16 protein-coding genes and 1 pseudogene are annotated in these 19,596 nt (G+C 70.9%); 12 read left to right on the top strand and 5 right to left on the bottom strand.

Going from position 1 to position 19,596, the window contains the following annotated elements; translation table 11 throughout:
- From ACIQ7M_RS39815 to ACIQ7M_RS39795, 5 genes are all read left to right on the top strand, one after another.
- Positions 1-235, top strand: a 235-nt coding sequence (locus ACIQ7M_RS39815) for a transposase family protein (RefSeq protein WP_403653708.1), incomplete at its 5' end; no start/stop codon positions are given.
- Between the two features lie 380 nt (positions 236-615).
- A complete protein-coding gene (locus tag ACIQ7M_RS39810) occupies positions 616-1,338 on the top strand; it encodes an LPXTG cell wall anchor domain-containing protein (protein WP_403653705.1) in 723 nt (240 codons plus the stop codon).
- Between the two features lie 30 nt (positions 1,339-1,368).
- Positions 1,369-2,352, top strand: a complete 984-nt coding sequence (locus tag ACIQ7M_RS39805; protein WP_403653703.1) for a hypothetical protein — start codon at positions 1,369-1,371, stop codon at positions 2,350-2,352.
- A 5-nt stretch (positions 2,353-2,357) separates the two neighbouring features.
- Positions 2,358-3,467 (top strand): hypothetical protein, encoded by a 1,110-nt coding sequence (locus ACIQ7M_RS39800; protein WP_403653717.1) that lies wholly within the window; start codon positions 2,358-2,360, stop codon positions 3,465-3,467.
- Between the two features lie 62 nt (positions 3,468-3,529).
- Positions 3,530-4,804: a hypothetical protein gene (locus tag ACIQ7M_RS39795; protein WP_403653714.1), complete on the top strand. Its 1,275-nt coding sequence runs from the start codon at positions 3,530-3,532 to the stop codon at positions 4,802-4,804.
- Between the two features lie 162 nt (positions 4,805-4,966).
- Here ACIQ7M_RS39795 and ACIQ7M_RS39790 read toward each other — a convergent pair whose 3' ends face one another.
- Entirely contained in the window at positions 4,967-6,463 is a 1,497-nt protein-coding gene (locus ACIQ7M_RS39790; RefSeq protein WP_355774262.1) for an oligopeptide:H+ symporter, read from the bottom strand.
- 527 nt (positions 6,464-6,990) lie between these two features.
- Here ACIQ7M_RS39790 and ACIQ7M_RS39785 point away from each other — a divergent pair.
- Together ACIQ7M_RS39785 and ACIQ7M_RS39780 are read left to right on the top strand one after the other, a co-directional pair.
- Complete coding sequence (locus ACIQ7M_RS39785; protein WP_018566970.1) at positions 6,991-7,668, top strand: response regulator transcription factor; 678 nt, start codon at positions 6,991-6,993, stop codon at positions 7,666-7,668.
- A 261-nt stretch (positions 7,669-7,929) separates the two neighbouring features.
- The gene (locus ACIQ7M_RS39780; protein WP_386989387.1) at positions 7,930-9,213 is read left to right on the top strand and encodes an ATP-binding protein; all 1,284 of its coding nucleotides are present in this window, start codon (positions 7,930-7,932) and stop codon (positions 9,211-9,213) included.
- A 96-nt stretch (positions 9,214-9,309) separates the two neighbouring features.
- Here ACIQ7M_RS39780 and ACIQ7M_RS39775 read toward each other — a convergent pair whose 3' ends face one another.
- Positions 9,310-9,855, bottom strand: coding sequence for a GtrA family protein (locus tag ACIQ7M_RS39775; RefSeq protein WP_403653698.1), 546 nt, complete (start codon positions 9,853-9,855; stop codon positions 9,310-9,312).
- 209 nt (positions 9,856-10,064) lie between these two features.
- On the opposite strand from ACIQ7M_RS39775, the gene ACIQ7M_RS39770 reads away from it, so the two are divergent.
- Positions 10,065-11,225 carry a 5-(carboxyamino)imidazole ribonucleotide synthase gene (locus ACIQ7M_RS39770; protein WP_403653695.1) on the top strand — a complete coding sequence of 387 codons (1,161 nt, stop codon included), beginning with the start codon at positions 10,065-10,067 and terminating at the stop codon, positions 11,223-11,225.
- Positions 11,226-11,276: 51 nt separating this feature from the next.
- Here the strand turns inward: ACIQ7M_RS39770 and ACIQ7M_RS39765 are convergent.
- Positions 11,277-12,453: pseudogene (locus tag ACIQ7M_RS39765) on the bottom strand (RNA-guided endonuclease InsQ/TnpB family protein); the annotation flags it as partial.
- A gap of 149 nt (positions 12,454-12,602) precedes the next feature.
- On the opposite strand from ACIQ7M_RS39765, the gene purE reads away from it, so the two are divergent.
- The 3 genes from purE (at position 12,603) to ACIQ7M_RS39750 (ending at position 15,813) form a co-directional block, all read left to right on the top strand.
- Positions 12,603-13,127 (top strand): 5-(carboxyamino)imidazole ribonucleotide mutase, encoded by a 525-nt coding sequence (gene purE, locus ACIQ7M_RS39760; protein WP_339129744.1) that lies wholly within the window; start codon positions 12,603-12,605, stop codon positions 13,125-13,127.
- 5 nt (positions 13,128-13,132) lie between these two features.
- Positions 13,133-14,326: a dipeptidase gene (locus ACIQ7M_RS39755; protein ID WP_403653690.1), complete on the top strand. Its 1,194-nt coding sequence runs from the start codon at positions 13,133-13,135 to the stop codon at positions 14,324-14,326.
- Positions 14,327-14,634: 308 nt separating this feature from the next.
- Complete coding sequence (locus ACIQ7M_RS39750) at positions 14,635-15,813, top strand: dipeptidase (RefSeq protein ID WP_403653687.1); 1,179 nt, start codon at positions 14,635-14,637, stop codon at positions 15,811-15,813.
- Positions 15,814-15,829: 16 nt separating this feature from the next.
- Here ACIQ7M_RS39750 and ACIQ7M_RS39745 read toward each other — a convergent pair whose 3' ends face one another.
- Entirely contained in the window at positions 15,830-16,189 is a 360-nt protein-coding gene (locus ACIQ7M_RS39745; protein ID WP_355767537.1) for a VOC family protein, read from the bottom strand.
- A 593-nt stretch (positions 16,190-16,782) separates the two neighbouring features.
- On the bottom strand, positions 16,783-18,126 hold the full coding sequence (locus ACIQ7M_RS39740) for a UDP-glucose dehydrogenase family protein (protein ID WP_386983775.1): 1,344 nt from the start codon (positions 18,124-18,126) through the stop codon (positions 16,783-16,785).
- Between the two features lie 191 nt (positions 18,127-18,317).
- On the opposite strand from ACIQ7M_RS39740, the gene ACIQ7M_RS39735 reads away from it, so the two are divergent.
- Positions 18,318-19,475, top strand: a complete 1,158-nt coding sequence (locus ACIQ7M_RS39735; RefSeq protein ID WP_386983773.1) for an acyl-CoA dehydrogenase — start codon at positions 18,318-18,320, stop codon at positions 19,473-19,475.
- The last annotated feature ends 121 nt before the right edge of the window (positions 19,476-19,596 follow it).

Genomic DNA, 19,596 nt, shown 5'->3' with positions numbered 1-19,596 from the left:
CGCCTACATCAACACCGGCCTGGTCGTCCCGCACCGCAAACGGCCCGGCCGGCCACTGCTGGCCGGCGAGGAAGCCGACAACAAGGAGCATCGCCGTGTCCGTGCGCGGGTCGAGCACGCGATCGGCCGGCTGAAGAACTACAAGATCCTCCGCGACTGCCGGCAACACGGCGACGGCCTCCACCACGCGGTCCAGGCCGTCGCCCACATGCACAACCTCGCCATGGCCGCGTGACCAGAACAGCCGTAGCCGAGCCCTGACCTGCAAGATCACGGCATTGTGCAACGCGCTTTAGGGTCCGTCCGCGAGGTCGCGTCGTCCGCCCGCCGGGCGGACGGGCGGGACTTCACGGAGGCGGCCCGGGGTCTGCCCGGCTTTCCCGTCTGCCCGGCCACTTCCCGTCCGCCCGGCCCGTCGGTCCGGCCCCGGCCTGTTCGCCCGGCCCCGGCCCGTCGGTCCGGCCACCGTTCCGGGTGGTTCGAACCCTTCCTCGTACGCCACCCGACGCGCGTCGGATCCTCACGGATCCGGCGCGCACTTTGTCTTCCCTCCACAAGTCACCGGGCGTACCTTGACGGCCGATCTGATGTACCGTCAGGAATGAGGGCGAGCCCGTGACGTACCGGACGTACCAGAAGCGAACCGCCGCGCTCGCGTTCGCCGCGGCCCTGGCCGGCTCGGCGGTGCTGACGGCCGCCCCCGCCGCCCAGGCCGACGTGGTGGACGTCAACTACCAGTGCAAGACGCCGATCGGCGACAAGAGCGCCGTCTCCCCCATCGACATCAAGGGCGTCAAGAGCGGCAGCGCCTACAAGCTCACCATGTCCTGGCAGAAGGGCGTCTCCTCCAGCCCCGTCGAGCTCGGCAAGGGCGCGATGTCGCCGAGCGCCGTCATCAAGGTGGGCGGCGCGGACAGCGGCACGGTGGCGGTCAGCGGACCGGCCAACGCGGCCGCCATCCCCGCCAACACCCCCATCAAGATCAGCGACTTGAGCGGAACCTACACGCCGAAGAAGTCCGGCAAGGTCACCTTCACCGCGGGCGTCCTCACCATCAAGGCCCTCGGCACCACGACCACGTGCACGCCCTCGAACAGCCCGGGGCCCTCGCTGACCCTCGACGTCACGGCGACAGGCGGTTCGGGTTCGTCGGGTTCGAGCTCCTCCGGCTCCGGATCCAGCGGGAGCCAGGGCGGTACCGGCTCCGGCGACTCCCTCCCGCAGACCGGCCCCGAGGACTCCGTGGTCGCTCTCGGCACCCTCGGCGGCACGGTCCTGCTCGCCGGCGCGGCAGGCGTGCTGTGGCTGACGCGCAGGCATCAGGCGGTACGCCGCTGACCTTCCCGCACCGCGACCTGGAGCCGCCGCATGCCGTACGCACTCCCCGCCGCCCGCGCGCTGGGCCTGACCCTGGTGCTGCTGAGCGCGGCACCGACGGCCCTGGCCGCCGAGGGCTGGTCCGTCGTGCCGGCCGCGGGCGGCACGGCCGACGGACGGCCCTCCGTCTACGCGGAGGGCGCGCCCGGCACGGTCCTCCAGGACGCGGTGTCCGTGCTCAACCCCGGTACGCGGCCCGTCACGCTCCGGCTGCGCGGCGCCGACGCGGACAACACCGCCGACGGCGCCTTCACGGTGCGCGAACGGGCGGCGGACACGGGTGCGTGGATCGCCTTCGCCGGACACGTGGACGGCCGCAGGACCGCGGTGCGGGAGCTGTCCATACGGGTGCCGGCGCACACCCGCGCCGACGTGCCGTTCACCATCGGCGTCCCGGCCGCGGCGGCGCCCGGCGACCATCCCGGCGCGATCGTCGCGAGCGGCGGCGGCCGCACCTCGGCGGTCCGGGTCCAGCTCCGGGTGCCGGGACCGGCGTTGTCGGCGCTGACCGTGGAGCACGTCAGGGTGGGCGGCGGCGGGATCTCGTACGAACTGGTCAACCGCGGCACCACGGTTCTCGCTCCGCGGCTCGCCGTGCACGCCGGCGGCGTCTTCGGCACCCTGCTCGACCGCGGCCCCCGCGCGCTGCCCGTCGAGCTCCTGCCCGGCCGCCGCGTCACGCTCCACGAGCCGTGGACCGGCCCGTCGGCGTTCGACACGGCGACGGTGCGGCTGACGGTGACGGCGGCGGACGGGGTGCGCGCGACCGGGACCGCGAAGGTCCGGCCGGTGCCGTGGAGCGTGGTGGCCGCGGTGTCGGGGGCGCTGGTGGCGACGGCGGCCGCCTTGTCCGTCGTACGGCACCGGAGGCGGGCCGGGGTGTCGGGGCCGGGGCGTCGCGGGCGCCGGGTCCGGGACGGCCGGACCGGTGAACAGAGCGGCACGGAAGTCGAGTTGACGGGAGCGGTGTCGTGAGCGTCCTGGACGGCAAGATACGGGCGGCGGCGCTGGGGGCGGTGCTGGCACTTCTCCTGGTTCCGTCGGCGGTGGTGGGCTCGGCGGGATCGGTGGCCGCCGCCGGGAAGCCGGCCGTCACGCTGTCCAAGTCCGAGGCGGGAACCGGTGGTTCGATCACCGTGACCGGCAGCGGATGGCGGCCCGGGACGCTGCTGATGATGCTGGTCTGCGGGCAGTCCGTGCCCTCGCGCGGGGTGATCGGCGGCACCAACTCCTGCGCCAACGCCGACGGACGGGCCGTCACCACCGACGCCAAGGGTGGCTTCAGCAGGAAACTGCCGGTCGCCGAGCCGCCCGAGCCCTGCCCCTGCGTGGTGCATGTCGCCACCGTCACCGGGGAGAAGGCCGAGGCCGACGCCGTCTTCATGGTGGCCGGCCACGCGGTCGAGCCGCTGCCGAAGGAAGAGAGCGGCGGCCGGATATCGGTGCTGACCGACCCCCGGCTCGACGGGTCCAGTGGTCTGCTGACCTGGTTCGGGTCACCGCCCTCGCGCACCCTCGTCCTCACCGTCGGCAACGTCGGCACCGGCCCCGTGAAGAACCCGGTCTTCCAGGTCGGCACCTCCCACGGGGTGTTCGCCCCGCAGTGGGAGGAACAGCAGTGGCGCGGCAGCATCGCGCCCGGCCGCAAGGCGCAGATCAGACTCCCGGTCGAACTGTCGGCCGGGGCGCACGGCGACTACACGATCTCGCTGAAGTACGGCGGGAAGGTCCTCGCCGAGCAGCCGTGGGGCGTGGGCCGCCCCTGGGGAGTCACCGTCTTCTGGATCCTGCTCTGCGTGGTCGTCCCGGCCGCCGTGTTCCGCGTCGGCATGGCCGTGGTGGACCGGGTGCGCCCCCGCAGGTCGACCGGGCGGGCGGGACGGCACCGGGGGCTGCGGCCGGGCGAGCTCACCCTGCGCCTGCCCTGGGCGAACCCCGCCCCCCGGACACCGGCGGACGACTCCGCCTCCCCTGTTCCGGCCCTGCCCTGGTTCACCCCGGAGACGGATCCGGGGACCGGGGCGAACGGTCAGCTCTCCGCACCGCACGAGAACGGTCCGACGACGCAGACGAGAAAGGGGCATACGTGAGCACGCAACGGAGAGTGGTACGGGCCGGAGGCCGCAGAGCGGGCGCGGCCGGGGTCGCGCTGATGCTCGGCGGTGCGGGCATCCTGCTGGGAGTGGCCGCCGCCCCCGCGCAGGCCGCCGAGGTCTCGTACAGCACGGAGTGCATTCCGCCCGCGATCTCCGGGCTGCCCGCGGTGCAGGGCACCACGAAGGTGGAGATCACCGCGCCCGCCGAGGCGAAGGTGGGCGACGAGGTCACCATCACCTGGAAGTTCACCCAGGCCGCCTCGAAGAACCCCGACGTCCTCGACCTCGACGCGAACACCGTCAAGCCCACCGGGACGCTGAAGGCGGGCGGCGCGCAGACGGCGGACATCGCGATGGAGGGACCGCGCGAGAACCCCGCCATCCCCAAGAACAGCGCCATGAAGCTGTCCGACATGACGGGCAGGCTGAAGCTGACGACGGCGGGCGACGTCACGCTCACCCCGAACGCGTACAACATCAACGTCAGCAAGCCGATCTCCACCGACACCAAGTGCACGCCCAAGGAGGCGGTGAACCCCTCGGCGACCATCAAGGTGACGAGCGGTGGCGGTCCGGGCGGCACGCCGACCCCGACTCCGTCGCAGACTCCCACCTCGACCCCGACCCCGAGCGGTTCGGTCACCCCGTCGCCGAGCGGCAGCGGGACCGACGGGGGCGGTGACACCGGCGGGTCCGGCGGGCAGACCGACTTCACGGGCAAGGAGGTCTCCGTGCCCTACGCGTGCAAGACGCCCATCGGAGACAAGAACGCCACCTCGGCCGTCCAGATCAACGCGAAGAAGAACGGCGGGAGCTTCGGCCTCACCGTGCAGTTCAAGGCGTCGGTGATGGACAGCCCGGCGGACATCCCCGCGGACTCCGTGAAGCCGTCGATGGAGGTGGTCCTGGGCGGCGCCGACAAGGGCACGGTGCATGTGGAGGGTCCGACGAACTCCGCGCCCATCAAGTCCGGCGACCCGATCGCGATCCCCGATCTGACGGGCACCTACAAGCCGGGCGCGACCGGGAGTTCGACCCTCTCCCCGGGCGTGCTGACGGTGATGGCCCTGGGCACGACGACGACCTGCACGCCGACCAGGTCCGAGGTCTCGCTGACCCTGGACACCTCGGAGCAGGCGAGCGGCGCCTCGGGCGGCGGCTCCACCTCGTCCGGCTCCGGTTCCGCGGGTACGTCCTCCAGCGGCGGCCTGGCGGAGACGGGCTCCGACAGCCACAGCGCCCTCCAGGCGCTCGGACTGGTGGCGGGCACGGTCGTCCTGCTGGGCGGCGCGGTCTTCACCTTCATGCCGGGCCGCCGCCGGACACGGTGACCGGCACGCGCTGATCCCGGTGGCCGTCGACCCGGTCCCCGCCCCGGCCACCGGCCGACCGCGGGAACGGCCGCGGCAACGGTCGCCGGATGGCCGCGGGAACGGCGAAGGGCCGCCGCACCGAACGGTGCGGCGGCCCTTCGCCGTGCTGGGGAACCGACGTCAGTGGACGTCGCCCATGAGCGCCTTGACCTTCTTGCGGTACATCCACACCGCGACACCGGCGATCACGGCGAGCGTGGCCTCCAGAGCGACGATGCCCGTCTTGTTGAGGTCGACCTCGGCGATGGAGAGCAGACCGGTCGTGGCGTCGCCGGCGGTGACCGCCAGGAACCAGACACCCATCATCTGGGAGGCGTACTTCGCCGGAGCCATCTTCGTGGTCACGGAGAGGCCGACCGGGGAGAGCAGGAGCTCACCGACGGTCTGCACGAAGTAGATCGCCACCAGCCACATCGCGGCCGCCTTGTGACCGCCCTCGGCGATCATCAGCGGGGCCAGGAAGAGGAAGAACGACGCGCCGATCAGGATCAGACCCGAGGCGAACTTCGTCGCCGTGCTCGGCTCCTTGCCGCGCTTGTTCAGCCACAGCCACGCCCAGGCGAAGACCGGCGCCAGCGCCATGATCATGACCGGGTTGACCGACTGGTACCAGGAGACCGGGAACTCCCAGCCGAAGATGGTGTTCTTGGCCGACTCGTCGGCGAAGATCGACATCGTCGAGCCGCCCTGGTCGTAGATCATCCAGAACACGGCCGCGGCGACGAAGAACCAGATGTACGCGGACATCTTCGACTGGTCGGCGCGGTCCAGGGACTTGTCCCGCTTGATGCGCCCGATGACCATGACGGGGATGAGCAGACCGGCGATCGTGATCGGGACCAGCAGCCAGTTCAGCGTGTAGTGGCCCGAGAAGCCGACGATCGCGTAGAAGACGACGGCGACAGCGGCCCACAGCGCGGACTTGCGCAGGGTGGAGGACTTCTCCTCGGCCGTCAGAGGCGTGGGGACCTCGTGCGAGCGGGCGCTGAGGTGACGGCCGCCGAGCAGGTACTGGATGAGACCCAGCGCCATGCCGAGCGCGGCGAGGGCGAAGCCCAGGTGCCAGTTCACGTTCTCGCCGACGGTGCCGATGATCAGCGGGGCGGCGAAGGCACCGACGTTGATGCCGACGTAGAACAGCGTGAAGCCACCGTCACGGCGCGCGTCGTCCGGGCCGTCGTAGAGGTGGCCCACCATCGTGGAGATGTTGGCCTTCAGCAGACCGGAACCGATCGCCACGAGGCCGAGGCCCGCGTAGAAGGTGCCGGAGGAGGGCAGAGCCAGCGTGAGGTGGCCCAGCATGATGATCAGACCCGCGACGGCGACCGTCTTGCGGGGGCCGAGGACACGGTCCGCGAACCAGCCGCCGGGCAGGGCGAGCAGGTACACGAGGGAGAGGTATACCGAGTAGATCGCGGTCGCGGTGGCCGCGCTGAGGTGCAGACCGCCCGGTGCCACCAGGTACAGCGGGAGCAGTGCCTTCATCCCGTAGTAGGAGAAACGCTCCCACATCTCGGTCATGAAGAGAGTGGCCAGTCCGCGGGGGTGGCCGAAGAAGGTCTTCTCGGAGCCAGGGATTCCCGGGGTCACCGAGTCCTTCGTCAGGCTGGACGCCATGGTCGATCCTTGCTGGTCGGGACGCGCTGTTGGGGGGTCCCCTCACTCACGCCGACAGCGAGAGCTCGGGGGAATTGCGCGCCCATGGGGGGCGGCCGGCACCGGCGGGGTCCGGCGTCCCTCCCCACGCCCATGGGGAGTCCGCTCCGGTATTGCCGGAGCGGCGGACGGCGACCACCGGGATCCACGCCCGTCACGCGTCAGCGTGTCCGGGCCCGGCCACAGGTCTTTCCTTCGAGGCTGGCTGACACCAGCCCGCACACAGAAGAGACCTTCAGCATCAAGTTCGAGCCAAAGGTCCCGATGTGGTGCAACAGGCGTCTGGTCACCATACGACATCGCAATGCCCCATATGGAAGGACTTGAGATATGGATCACAGGCAATCATGGAACCGCAAGCGATCTTTCGAAGGTGTCAGTAAGGATCGCATCGCACACCCGCAGGTAAGAAACACCCGGACGGAGGGTGTGAATCCCACGGGCGGATCACTGCCCTGACGCGCTGCACGGCGGACTACCATCACCCCATGACCCGTGTACTGCTCGCCGAGGACGACGCGTCCATCTCGGAGCCGCTGGCCCGTGCCCTGCGCCGGGAAGGTTACGAGGTCGAAGTCCGCGAGGACGGCCCCACCGCGCTCGACGCCGGCATGCAGGGCGGTGTCGACCTGGTGGTCCTGGACCTCGGACTGCCCGGCATGGACGGCCTGGAAGTCGCCCGCCGGCTCCGCGCCGAGGGCCACACCGTGCCCATCCTCATCCTCACCGCGCGCGCCGACGAGGTGGACACCGTCGTCGGCCTCGACGCGGGCGCCGACGACTACGTCACCAAGCCGTTCCGGCTCGCGGAACTGCTCGCCCGGGTACGGGCGCTGCTCCGGCGCGGCGCCGCCGAGCCCCAGCAGCCGCCCGCCACCCACGGCGTGCGCATCGACGTCGAGTCGCACCGCGCCTGGATGGGCGACGAGGAACTCCAGCTCACGGCCAAGGAGTTCGACCTCCTGCGGGTCCTGGTGCGGGACGCGGGCCGCGTCGTCACCCGCGACCAGCTCATGCGCGAGGTCTGGGACACCACGTGGTGGTCCTCCACCAAGACGCTCGACATGCACATCTCCTGGCTGCGCAAGAAGCTCGGCGACGACGCCGCGAACCCTCGCTACATCGCGACGGTACGAGGGGTCGGCTTCCGGTTCGAGAAGAGCTGAGGCTCCCGCCGGGGTCCCGACGACGGATGTCCCGGGTCCCCGGGGTTCCGGGTGCCTGTCTCCCGGGGCGGGTGTCGTCTCGATGCGTCCGGTTCCCCGGGGCCGCCGCGGTTCGGGGGACGTCCCGCCGCCGGGGGAGGCCCTGGGCCTGGCCGGTCCTGCCGGTGCGGAAAACCCGCGTGCCCGGACCGGTGACCGGCTCGGGCCGGAGCGGCGAGCGTGCACACTGGTCCCGGTACAGCCATCTGCCCGGAGGGCCCCGTGCGTCGCCGTCTGATCCAGTCCACCCTCGCCGTCGTCCTCGTGGTGATCGCCGTCTTCGGCGTCTCGCTCGTCATCGTCGAGACCCGCACGATCAGCAACAGCGCCCAGGAGCGCGTGGACTCCGAGGCGCTGCGCCTGGCCAGCATCGTGGACAGCCGCATCGTCGGCGACGAGAACATCACCGGCGACACGTTCAGGAACCAGGTCACCGACCGGCGCTACGCCGTGATCAGGATTCCGGGCCGCGACCCCATCGAGGTCGGCAACCAGCCCACCGGCGACGTCATCCAGTACACCGCCAGAGGCGAGTCGGGGGAGACCGTCACCGTCCAGGAGCCCCGCTCCTCGGTGACCAAGGAGGTCGGCCGCACGCTCCTGGTCATCGGAGCCGTCGCCCTCCTCGCGATCATCGCCGCCGTCCTGCTCGCCGTACGCCAGGCCAACCGCCTCGCCTCCCCGCTCACCGACCTCGCCGAGACGGCGGAACGGCTGGGCTCGGGGGACCCCCGCCCGCGGCACAAGCGCTACGGCGTCCCCGAGCTCGACCGGGTCGCCGACGTGCTGGACGGCAGCGCCGAGCGCATCGGCCGCATGCTCACCGCCGAGCGCCGCCTCGCCGCCGACGCCTCCCACCAACTGCGGACACCGCTGACGGCCCTCTCCATGCGCCTGGAGGAGATCACCCTCACCGACGACCCCGACACGGTGAAGGAGGAGGCGACCATCGCGCTGACGCAGGTGGAGCGCCTCACGGACGTCGTCGAGCGGCTGCTCACCAACGCCCGCGACCCGCGTACCGGCTCCGCCGTCTCCTTCGACCTCGACGAAGTCATCAAGCAGCAGCTGGAGGAATGGCGCCCGGCCTACCGCAGCGCCGGCCGCGCGATCGTCAGCTCCGGCAAGCGTCATCTCCAGGCGGTGGGAACCCCGGGCGCGGTCGCCCAGGTCCTCGCGGCCCTGATCGAGAACTCCCTCATGCACGGCGGCGGCACCGTCGCGCTGCGCACCCGCGTGATCGGCAACCAGGCCGTCATCGAGGTCACCGACGAGGGTCCCGGCGTTCCCACGGACCTCGGCGCCCGCATCTTCGAGCGCACCATCAGCGGCCGCAACTCCACCGGCATCGGTCTCGCCGTCGCCCGCGACCTCGCGGAGGCGGACGGCGGCCGTCTGGAGATGCTCCAGGCCCAGCCGCCGGTCTTCGGCCTGTTCCTGTCCCGTACCCCGCACAAGCGCCCGCCCCGGCTCGCCGAGGACGACGAGGGGCGCACGGTCAGGTAGGGGAACCCGGGATCGGGCGGAGGGAACGTGCGGTCGGGCGGAAGGAACGCACGGTCGGGCGGAAGGAACGCACGATCGGGCAGGGGGAACGCGCGGTCAGTTCACGCGGGCCCGCGGACGGCGCGTCCCGGTCTCGGGCTCCTCGTCCAGGAACGATTCGGCACTGGCCACCGCCTCCCGGGCCGGAAGCGCCCGGAACACCCAGGTGCGGTAGGACCAGAAGCGGAAGAGCGTCGCGATCCCGATGCCGAGGAACTTGAAGATGTTGCTCTGCAGCGGGCTGTCCCAGCCGAAGCCGTACGTCGCCACGTACAGGACGCCGTTCTCGATGACCAGGCCCACCGCGCTGAACAGGAGGAACAGCGTCAGTTCCTTCGTGCGCCCGCCCTTGTCGCGGTCCCGGTAGGTGAAGTAGCGGAACCCGACGTAGTTGAAGACGATGGACACCACCGTGGCGATGACACTGGCCCGCACCACCTGGAGGTCCGTGAGGTGGCGCACCAGGTTGAACACGAGCAGGTTGACGAGCAGCCCCGCACCGCCCACCGCGCCGAACTTGGCGACCTCACGGAAGAGCAGGTCGAAGCGGCGCCGAACCGCGCTGCGAGGCCCGGTATGAGGCCCCGGTGTAGCACTGCCCATGGTCTTGCCAGCCCCCGTCGGTGGGTCTTGATCGTGTGCGCGCCGGTGGACGCGCGATGGAATACGCCAACCAGCCCATGCTAACCAGCGCTCCCGCACGGTGCCTGTGCATGTCCTCACAGGTAAGAAAAGAGGCGGTCAGCGAAAGGGAAAATCGGGCGAATCGCCGCGGAAATCGGCCACTCCGGCGCGGCCGATACTCTTGGAGCGTGACGTTCCCGGTAGTCGGCATGGTCGGCGGTGGCCAGCTCGCTCGTATGACACACGAGGCGGGCATCCCGCTCGGCATCAAGTTCAAGCTCCTCAGTGACACTCCACAGGATTCCGCGGCGCAGGTCGTCGGCGATGTCGTCGTCGGCGACTACCGCGACCTCGACACGCTGCGTGACTTCGCGCGGGGCTGTGACGTGATCACCTTCGATCACGAGCACGTCCCGACCGAGCACCTGCGGGCCCTGGAGGCGGACGGCATCCCCGTCCGGCCCGGCCCCGACGCGCTCGTGCACGCCCAGGACAAGGGCGTCATGCGCGCGAAGCTCGACGAGATCGGTGTGCCGTGCCCCCGGCACCGCATCGTGACCGACGTCGCGGACGTGGCCGCGTTCGCGGCGGAAGGCCTCGCCGAGGGGGAGGAGGGCGACGGTTTCCCGGTCATCCTCAAGACCGTCCGCGGCGGCTACGACGGCAAGGGCGTCTGGTTCGTCCGCTCCCTGGAGGAGGCCGCCGACCCGTTCCGCGCCGGCGTCCCCGTCCTCGCCGAGGAGAAGGTCGACTTCGCGCGGGAGCTCGCCGCCAACGTCGTCCGCTCCCCGCACGGCCAGGCCGTCGCGTACCCCGTCGTCGAGTCCCAGCAGGTCGGCGGCGTCTGCGACACCGTGATCGCCCCGGCGCCCGGCATCGCCGAGGAGCTGGCCCTGGAGGCGCAGGAACTGGCGCTGCGCATCGCCAAGGAACTCGGTGTCGTCGGCCACCTGGCCGTCGAGCTCTTCGAGACCCGCGACGGACGCATCCTCGTCAACGAACTGGCCATGCGCCCGCACAACTCGGGCCACTGGACCCAGGACGGCGCGGTCACCTCCCAGTTCGCCAACCACGTCCGCGCGGTCCTCGACCTCCCGCTCGGCGACCCGCGCCCGCGCGCCCCGTGGACGGTCATGGCGAACGTCCTAGGCGGCGACTACCCCGACATGTACTCCGCGTACCTGCACTGCATGGCCCGCGACCCGCAGCTCAAGATCCACATGTACGGCAAGGATGTGAAGCCCGGCCGTAAGGTCGGCCACGTCAACACCTACGGCGACGACCTGGACGACGTCCTCGATCGCGCCCGGCACGCAGCCGGCTACCTGAGAGGCACGATCACCGATTGACCTCGTCCCCTCCCCGCGGGGAGGGGGCAGCCACGGTTCGCACCACGGCGCTTCCTGCTTCGTCGCCGACTGCCCGCCCGGAGGTGCTCCGTTGGGGTCTTACACCGGCTCCACAGGCCGACACCGCCAGCCCGGCGGCCAGAATGGTCTTGGCGGCGTTGTGATCCCGTTCGTGCCGGGTGCCACATCCCTCGCACGTCCACTGCCGGACATTCAAGGGCAGTTCGTCGCGGATCCGGCCGCAGCCGGAGCAAGTCTTGCTCGAAGGGAAGAAGCGGTCGATCGCGATGATTTCGCGCCCGTACCACGTGCACTTGTACTCGAGCTGGGAGCGCAGTTCCGTCCACGAGGCATCGGAAATCGCACGCGCGAGTGTGTGGTTGCCGAGCAGGGTGCGGACATTCAGATCCTCGATCACGATCGTTTGGTTCTCACGAACGAGCCGAGTGGTCAGTTTGTGCAGGAAGTCCCGGCGTCGGTCGGCGATCCGCGCGTGAATGCGCGCCACTTTCAGGCGTGCCTTCTCCCGGTTCTTCGACCCCTGAGCCTTGCGGGAGAGTTCCCGCTGGGCCGAGCCGAGCCGAGCCCTGTCCTTCCTCTCGAACTTCGGATTGGTGATCTTTTCGCCGGTGGACAGGGTGAGCAGACTGGTGAGACCCGCGTCGAGGCCCACCGCCCTGTCCGAGGCGGGAGCAGCCGGGACGGCGGTTTCGACGAGGAGGGAGACGAACCAGCGGCCCGCCTTGTCTCTGGTGACAGTGACCGTGGACGGCTCGGCGCCTTGAGGGAGGGGGCGCGACCACACCACAGCCAACGGATCGCGCATCTTCGCCAAGAGGATCTCTCCGGCACGGAAGCGGAACGCGGAGCGCGTGTACTCGGCGGAGTCCTTCGATCTTTTCTTCGACTTGAAGCGCGGGTGCCGGGCTCGTTTGTCGAAGAAGGCGGCATAGGCGCTCTGCAGATGTCGCAACGACTGCTGCAGTGGCACAGAAGAGACCTCTGTCAGAAAACCATGCTCTTCGGTCTTCTTCCACTCGGTGAGCATGGCGGACGTCTCCACGTAGGAGACCCGGCGGTGCTCCAGCGTCCATGCCCGCGATCGCGCATCGAGCGCCATGTTGTAGACCTTGCGCACGCAGCCGAAGGTGCGCGACAGCTCGGCTGTTTGCTCCTCGGTCGGATAGAAGCGGTACTTGAATGCCCGCTTCACGCACTTGGTCGCCACGTCTCACACGTTAGGGCCTCCGATGTGAGCCTGTCTGGCAGTCTGGGAATCTTGATGCGCGGCAAACCAGATGAGCTGCTTCCGCCTGCGAGCGGGACACCCACCCAAACCTCTCGGCCGAGGCCGAAGAGGCACGCAAGGAGATCGAGATGAGTCCAGTTGTAGGCATCGTCATGGGTTCGGACTCCGACTGGCCGGTCATGGAGGCCGCCGCCCAGGCGCTGGACGAGTTCGAGATCCCCTACGAGGTGGATGTCGTCTCCGCGCACCGCATGCCGCACGAGATGATCGCGTACGGCGAGCAGGCCGCGGAGCGCGGGCTCAAGGCGATCATCGCGGGCGCCGGCGGCGCCGCCCACCTGCCGGGGATGCTGGCGTCGGTCACCCCGCTGCCCGTCATCGGGGTGCCCGTCCCGCTCAAGTACCTCGACGGCATGGACTCGCTGCTCTCCATCGTGCAGATGCCGGCCGGCGTGCCGGTGGCGACCGTCTCCGTCGGCGGCGCCCGCAACGCGGGTCTCCTGGCCGCCCGGATGCTCGCCGCCCACGACGAGGAACTCCTCGGCCGGATGCGGGAGTTCCAGCAGGAGCTGAACGACCAGGCCACCGAGAAGGGCAAGCGGCTGCGCGCCAAGGTCGAGGGCGCCACCGGCGGCTTCGGCTTCGGGAAGTGACGCGGATGTCCTCGTCCTCCCTGCCCTCGATCGACCGCGCCCGCGCCCTGCTCGACGAGTTCCCGGTCGTCGACGGACACAACGACCTGCCCTACGCGCTGCGGGAGCAGGTCCGCTACGACCTCGGCGCCCGTGACATCGCCACCGACCAGAGCGCCCATCTGCACACGGACCTGGCCCGGCTGCGCGCGGGCGGCGTCGGCGCGCAGTACTGGTCGGTGTACGTCCGCTCGGACCTGCCCGGCGCCCTCACCGCGACACTGGAACAGATCGACTGCGTACGGCAGTTGATCGACCGGTATCCCGCCGACCTGCGGGCCGCGCTGACGGCCGCGGACATGGAGGCGGCCCGCGCCGAGGGCCGCATCGCCTCGCTCATGGGCGCGGAGGGCGGTCACTCGATCGACAACTCCCTCGCCGCCCTGCGCGGGCTGTTCGCGCTCGGCGTCCGCTACATGACCCTCACCCACAACGACAACATCGCCTGGGCGGACTCGGCGACCGACTCTCCCGTCGTGGGCGGCCTGTCCGCGTTCGGCCGTGAGGTCGTCCGGGAGATGAACCGCGAGGGCATGCTCGTGGACCTCTCGCACGTCGCCGCGACGACCATGCGCGACGCGCTCGACACCTCCGTCGCGCCGGTGATCTTCTCGCACTCCTCGGCCCGCGCCGTGTGCGACCACCCGCGCAACATCCCGGACGACGTGCTGGAGCGGCTGCCCGCCAACGGGGGAGTGGCGATGGTGACGTTCGTGCCGAAGTTCGTCCTCCAGGCGGCGGTCGACTGGACGGCCGCGGCCGACGACAACATGCGCGCGAACGGCTTCCACCACCTCGACACCACCGCCGAGGCCATGAAGGTGCACCGCGCCTTCGAGGAGGACAACCCGCGCCCGATCGCCACCGTCTCGACGGTCGCCGACCACCTCGACCACATGCGCGAGGTCGCCGGCATCGACCACCTCGGCATCGGCGGCGACTACGACGGCACGGCGTTCACCCCGGCCGGACTGGACGACGTCTCGGGCTATCCGAACCTGATCGCCGAGCTCCTCGACCGCGGCTGGTCCTCCACGGACGTGGCCAAGCTGACCTGGCAGAACGCCGTGCGCGTGCTGGGCGCGGCGGAGGACGTCGCCCGCGACCTCCAGTCCCGCCGGGCGCCGTCGAACGCGACGCTGGAGCAGTTGGACGGCTGAGGACTGATCGGCTGACGGCTCATCGAGTCACCCGGCCCCGGACTCCGGGGCCCACGAAGGCGCCCGGGCTCCCCGCCCGGGCGCCTTCCGTGTACCCCTGGCAGGGGTGCGGGGCGGTTTCCGTCTGTGTCGGGCAGGGGTGCGGGGCGGCTTCCGTGTGCGTCCGGCGGGGTGCCGGGCGGCCGCCTGGACGGCGGAAGAGGCGCGCTACCCCGAACGCCGCACCCACCAGGAAGCGCGCCGGGCCCCGTGCCACGGTGGCGGTGACACCGCTGGTGATCACCGCTGCCCACATCCCGGAGCCCGTCATGGCAGACCTGCAGGACGAACTGCACACCACCGCCGAGGTGGGAGAGCTCGACCCGCCCGCTGCCTGGCCCGACACCGAGGCACTGCCCTCCGGAACCCTCCTCGGCGGCACCGCGGGCCTCGCGGCCGGCTCCGGCGTCCCTGACCGTGCCCCGGCGGCCGCCGACGGCTCCGACCCGCTGGCACGGGCCCGTACGTTCCTGGCCGGCACCCCCGTCGCCGACGGCTACAGCGGGCTCCCCTGGGCCCTGCGCCATCTGCCCTGGTTCGATCTGGAGCTCGGCGAGAGCGCCGTGGACACGGACCTGCCGCGACTGCGCGAAGGGCACGTGGGCGCCCTGTTCTGGTCGCTGCACCTGCCCAGGGGCCTCGCCGGGGACCGGGCCGTCGGCGCCACCCTGGAGCAGGTCGACCTGGTGAAGACCGTGATCCACGCCCACCCCGAGGGCCTGCGGCTCGCGTGCGGGGCGGGCGAGGTCGCCGACGCCCGCAGCCGCGGCCGCGTCGCCGTCGTCCTCGGTCCGGCCGGAGCCGCCGCGCTCGGCGACTCGCTCGGCATCCTGCGTGCCCTGCACACGCTCGGCCTGCGCGTGCTCACTCTCACCGGCGCCGCGTGGGCGGGTGAGACGGGTCTGACCCGGTTCGGCGAGGAGGTGCTGCGCGAGATGAACCGGCTCGGCGTCCTCGCCGACCTCTCGGGCGCCTCGGACGCCACGGTCGGCCGCGCTCTCGCCGCCTCCAAGGCCCCGGTCCTGTTCACCCGCTCGGCCGCCCGCGCCCTGCGCCCCCACCCGTCGAACCTGCCCGACGAGGTCCTGGTCGAGATCGGCTTCGCCAAGGGCCTGTGCATGGTGCCGCTCACCGCCGAACAGACGGGCCCGTCCGTCCGGGACGTCGCCGACCACCTCGACCACGTCCGCGCGCTCGCCGGAGCGGAATGCGTCGGCCTCTCGGGCACGTACGACTCCGGGACCGCCCACCCGCAGGACCTCGCCGACGCCTCCTGCTATCCGCATCTGGTCGCGGAGCTCATCACCCGGGGCTGGTCCGCCTCCGACCTCGCCCTGCTCACCTGGGGCAATGTCCAGCGCGTGCTGCGCGGCGCGGACTTCACCGCCCGCGCCGCGCAGCACCGCAGGCCGCCGTCCTCCGCGAGGATCGCCGACCTGGACGGCTGACCGCCGCCGGGTCCGTTCAGCAGGCGCAGAGGCAGAACGGGTGTCCGGCCGGGTCGGCGTACACCCGGAACGAACGCGACCTGTCCTCGGTGTCCAGCGGTGTCGCGCCGAGCGCCAGCACGCCCTTCTCCGCCACGTCCAGGTCCTCGACCTTCAGGTCCAGGTGCAACTGCTGCGAGCCGTCGGGCGACGGCCAGCGCGGCGGTACGTACCCGGGCGCGGCCTGGAACGCCAGCTTCCGGCCGCCGGGCACCTCCAGGTCGATCCAGTCGGTCTCCTCCGTGATGGTGCCGCCCAGCACCCCCGCGTAGAACTCGGCGAGCGCGCGCGGGTCGGGACAGTCCAGGACGACGACGTCCAGTTCGGCGAGAGCCATGACTTCCTCCGTGGGATCTCCGGCAACACCGGCGGGTCACCTGCGAACACCTTCAAGCGGTAACGCCTACCCCATGCTCCCGCATGCGATTCGGCCCGACGGCGGGCAAGGCGGCGGGGCCGGGCCACGACGCGCCGCCACCGCGCCGAGCAGCCTCCGGCCACGGTAAATCCTGCGGGCGGCGGGGCCGGGAGCCGGACGTGGTCCGGCGGTCTCCGGTCACGGCACAGCGAAGTGGTGCAGAATGCAACCGGCGACGGTCCGGCCGACTGAGCCTCGGCCGGACCGTCGTCCACCGTCAAGCCCTCGGCCGACGCCCTGCTCACCGCACCCGCCGACGCCCTGCCCGACGCGCCCACCGACGCTCCGCCCGAAGCCGAAGCCGAAGCCGAAGCCGAAGCCGAAGCCGAAGCCGAACGCCGAAGCCGAACGCCGAAGCCGAACGCCGAACGCCGAAGCCGAAGCCGAACGCAGAAGCCGAACGCAGAAGGCGGGCGCCGAGATCGGCACCCGCCTCGGGACCGGAACCGGGCCCTGCCGTCCGGAGCCGGAGCACAGGCCCCGGCCGGCGGCGGTGTTCAGTCGTCGAGGGTTCAGGCCGTCGGGCGGCCCATCGCCCGGTACGTCCAGCCGGCCCGGCGCCACGCCTCCGGGTCCAGCGCGTTCCGCCCGTCAAGGAGCACCCGGGACGTCGCCACCTCGCCCAGCACCGCCGGGTCCAGCTCGCGGAACTCGCGCCACTCCGTCAGGTGCAGGACGACATCGGCACCCCGTACGGCGTCCACGGCGGAACCGGCGTACCCGAGCGTCGGGAACAGCCGCTTGGCGTTCTCCATGCCCTTCGGGTCGTACACGGTGACCTGGCCGCCCTGGAGGTGGATCTGCCCGGCCACGTTCAGGGCCGGGGAGTCGCGCACGTCGTCCGAGTCCGGCTTGAACGTCGCGCCGAGCACGGCGACCCGCTTGCCGAGGAACGAACCGCCGCCGAGCGCGTCACGGGCCATTTCCACCATCTGTCCACGGCGCCGCATGTTGATGGAGTCGATCTCGCGCAGGAAGGTCAGCGCCTGGTCGGCGCCCAGCTCACCGGCGCGTGCCATGAAGGCGCGAATGTCCTTGGGCAGACAGCCGCCGCCGAAGCCGATGCCGGCCCGCAGGAACTTCTTCCCGATCCGCTCGTCATGGCCTATGGCCTCGGCCAGCTTGGCGACATCGCCGCCGGCGGCCTCGCAGACCTCGGCCATCGCGTTGATGAAGGAGATCTTGGTGGCGAGGAAGGAGTTCGCGGACGTCTTCACCAGCTCGGCGGTGGGGAAGTCGGTCACGACGAACGGGGTGCCCTCGGCGACCGGCGTCACGTAGACCTCGCGCAGCAGCTTCTCGGAGCGCTCGCCGCGCACGCCCACCACGATCCGGTCGGGATGCAGGGTGTCGTTCACGGCGAAGCCCTCACGCAGGAACTCCGGGTTCCAGGCCAGCTCGGCGTCCTCGCCCGCGGGCGCCAGCTCCGCGAGCCGGGCGGCCAGCCGCTCCGCCGAGCCGACCGGCACGGTGGACTTGCCGACGACGAGGGCGGGACCGTGCAGGTGCGGCGCCAGCGCCTCGAAGGCCGCGTCGACGTACGACATGTCGCAGGCGTACTCGCCGTGCTTCTGCGGTGTGTTCACGCAGACGAAGTGGACGTCGCCGAAGGCGCCGACCTCGGCCCAGTCCATGGTGAAGCGGAGCCGGCCCGTGGAGCCCTCGATCCCGGCCACGTGCTTGCGCAGCAGCTCCTCGAGACCGGGCTCGAACATCGGGACCTCGCCCCGCTGGAGCATCTCGATCTTCTCCGGCACGACGTCGAGTCCGAGGACCTCGAAGCCGAGCTCGGCCATGGCCGCGGCGTGGGTGGCGCCGAGGTAGCCGGTGCCGATCACGGTGATCTTGAGGGCCATGGGTGCTCCTGAGGTGTGCGGCGCGTAGGTGCGCGCCTGAGCATAGTCGGGGCTTCGGGGAGCGCTTTCACGGGCAGTTTTCCCCCTGTCGCCAACCTCACGTATCCGTCCCGCGGGCGGGGGCCTAAAATTTGTGTTACTTAACGGTAGTTAGCGCCGCCAGCACAGCACCTTTTGGAGCGTGAGAGACCTTGGCCGGATCGGCTGATTTCGACCTGTACCGCCCGTCTGAGGAGCACGACATGCTCCGGGACGCGATCCGCTCGCTGGCCGAGGCGAAAATCGCGCCGTACGCCGCCGCGGTGGACGAGGAAGCCCGCTTCCCGCAGGAGGCGCTGGACGCCCTGGTCGCGAACGACCTGCACGCCGTGCACGTCCCCGAGGAGTTCGGCGGCGCCGGTGCCGACGCCCTCGCGACGGTCATCGTGATCGAGGAGGTGGCCCGCGTCTGCGTGTCCTCCTCCCTGATCCCCGCGGTGAACAAGCTGGGCTCGCTGCCGGTGATCCTCTCCGGCTCCGAGGACCTGAAGAAGAAGTACCTGAGCCCGCTCGCCAAGGGCGACGGCATGTTCTCGTACTGCCTCTCCGAGCCGGACGCCGGTTCGGACGCGGCCGGCATGAAGACGCGGGCCGTCCGCGACGGCGACTTCTGGGTCCTGAACGGCGTGAAGCGCTGGATCACGAACGCCGGCGTCTCCGAGTACTACACGGTCATGGCGGTGACCGACCCGACGAAGCGCTCCAAGGGCATCAGCGCCTTCGTCGTCGAGAAGTCCGACGAGGGCGTCTCCTTCGGGGCCCCCGAGCGGAAGCTCGGCATCAAGGGCAGCCCGACCCGCGAGGTCTACCTCGACAACGTCCGCATCCCCGCCGACCGCATGATCGGCGAGGAGGGCACCGGCTTCGCGACCGCCATGAAGACCCTGGACCACACCCGCATCACCATCGCGGCCCAGGCCCTCGGTGTCGCCCAGGGCGCTCTCGACTACGCCAAGGGCTATGTCAAGGAGCGCAAGCAGTTCGGCAAGCCGATCGCCGACTTCCAGGGCATCCAGTTCATGCTCGCCGACATGGCCATGAAGATCGAGGCCGCCCGCCAGCTCACGTACGCGGCCGCCGCCAAGTCGGAGCGCGGCGACAAGGACCTCACCTTCCAGGGCGCCGCCGCCAAGTGCTTCGCCTCGGACGTCGCCATGGAGGTCACCACCGACGCCGTCCAGCTCCTCGGCGGCTACGGCTACACCCGCGACTACCCGGTCGAGCGCATGATGCGCGACGCGAAGATCACGCAGATCTACGAGGGCACGAACCAGGTCCAGCGCATCGTCATGGCGAGGAACCTGCCGTAGTACGCCGCCTGCCGGGAATCGACCGGCAGGGGACGGCGGCAGAGGTGAGAGGCGCCCCGATGCGCCTCTCACCTCTTCGTCGGTGATCAGTCCTTTCGCATCCGGTCAGTCCCGCGCATCC

The sequence above is a fragment of the Streptomyces sp. NPDC096324 genome, assembly GCF_044763015.1.
GTDB lineage: Bacteria > Actinomycetota > Actinomycetes > Streptomycetales > Streptomycetaceae > Streptomyces.
Note: the sequence above shows the minus strand (reverse complement) of the source record. Positions and strands in the feature narration are given on the sequence as shown.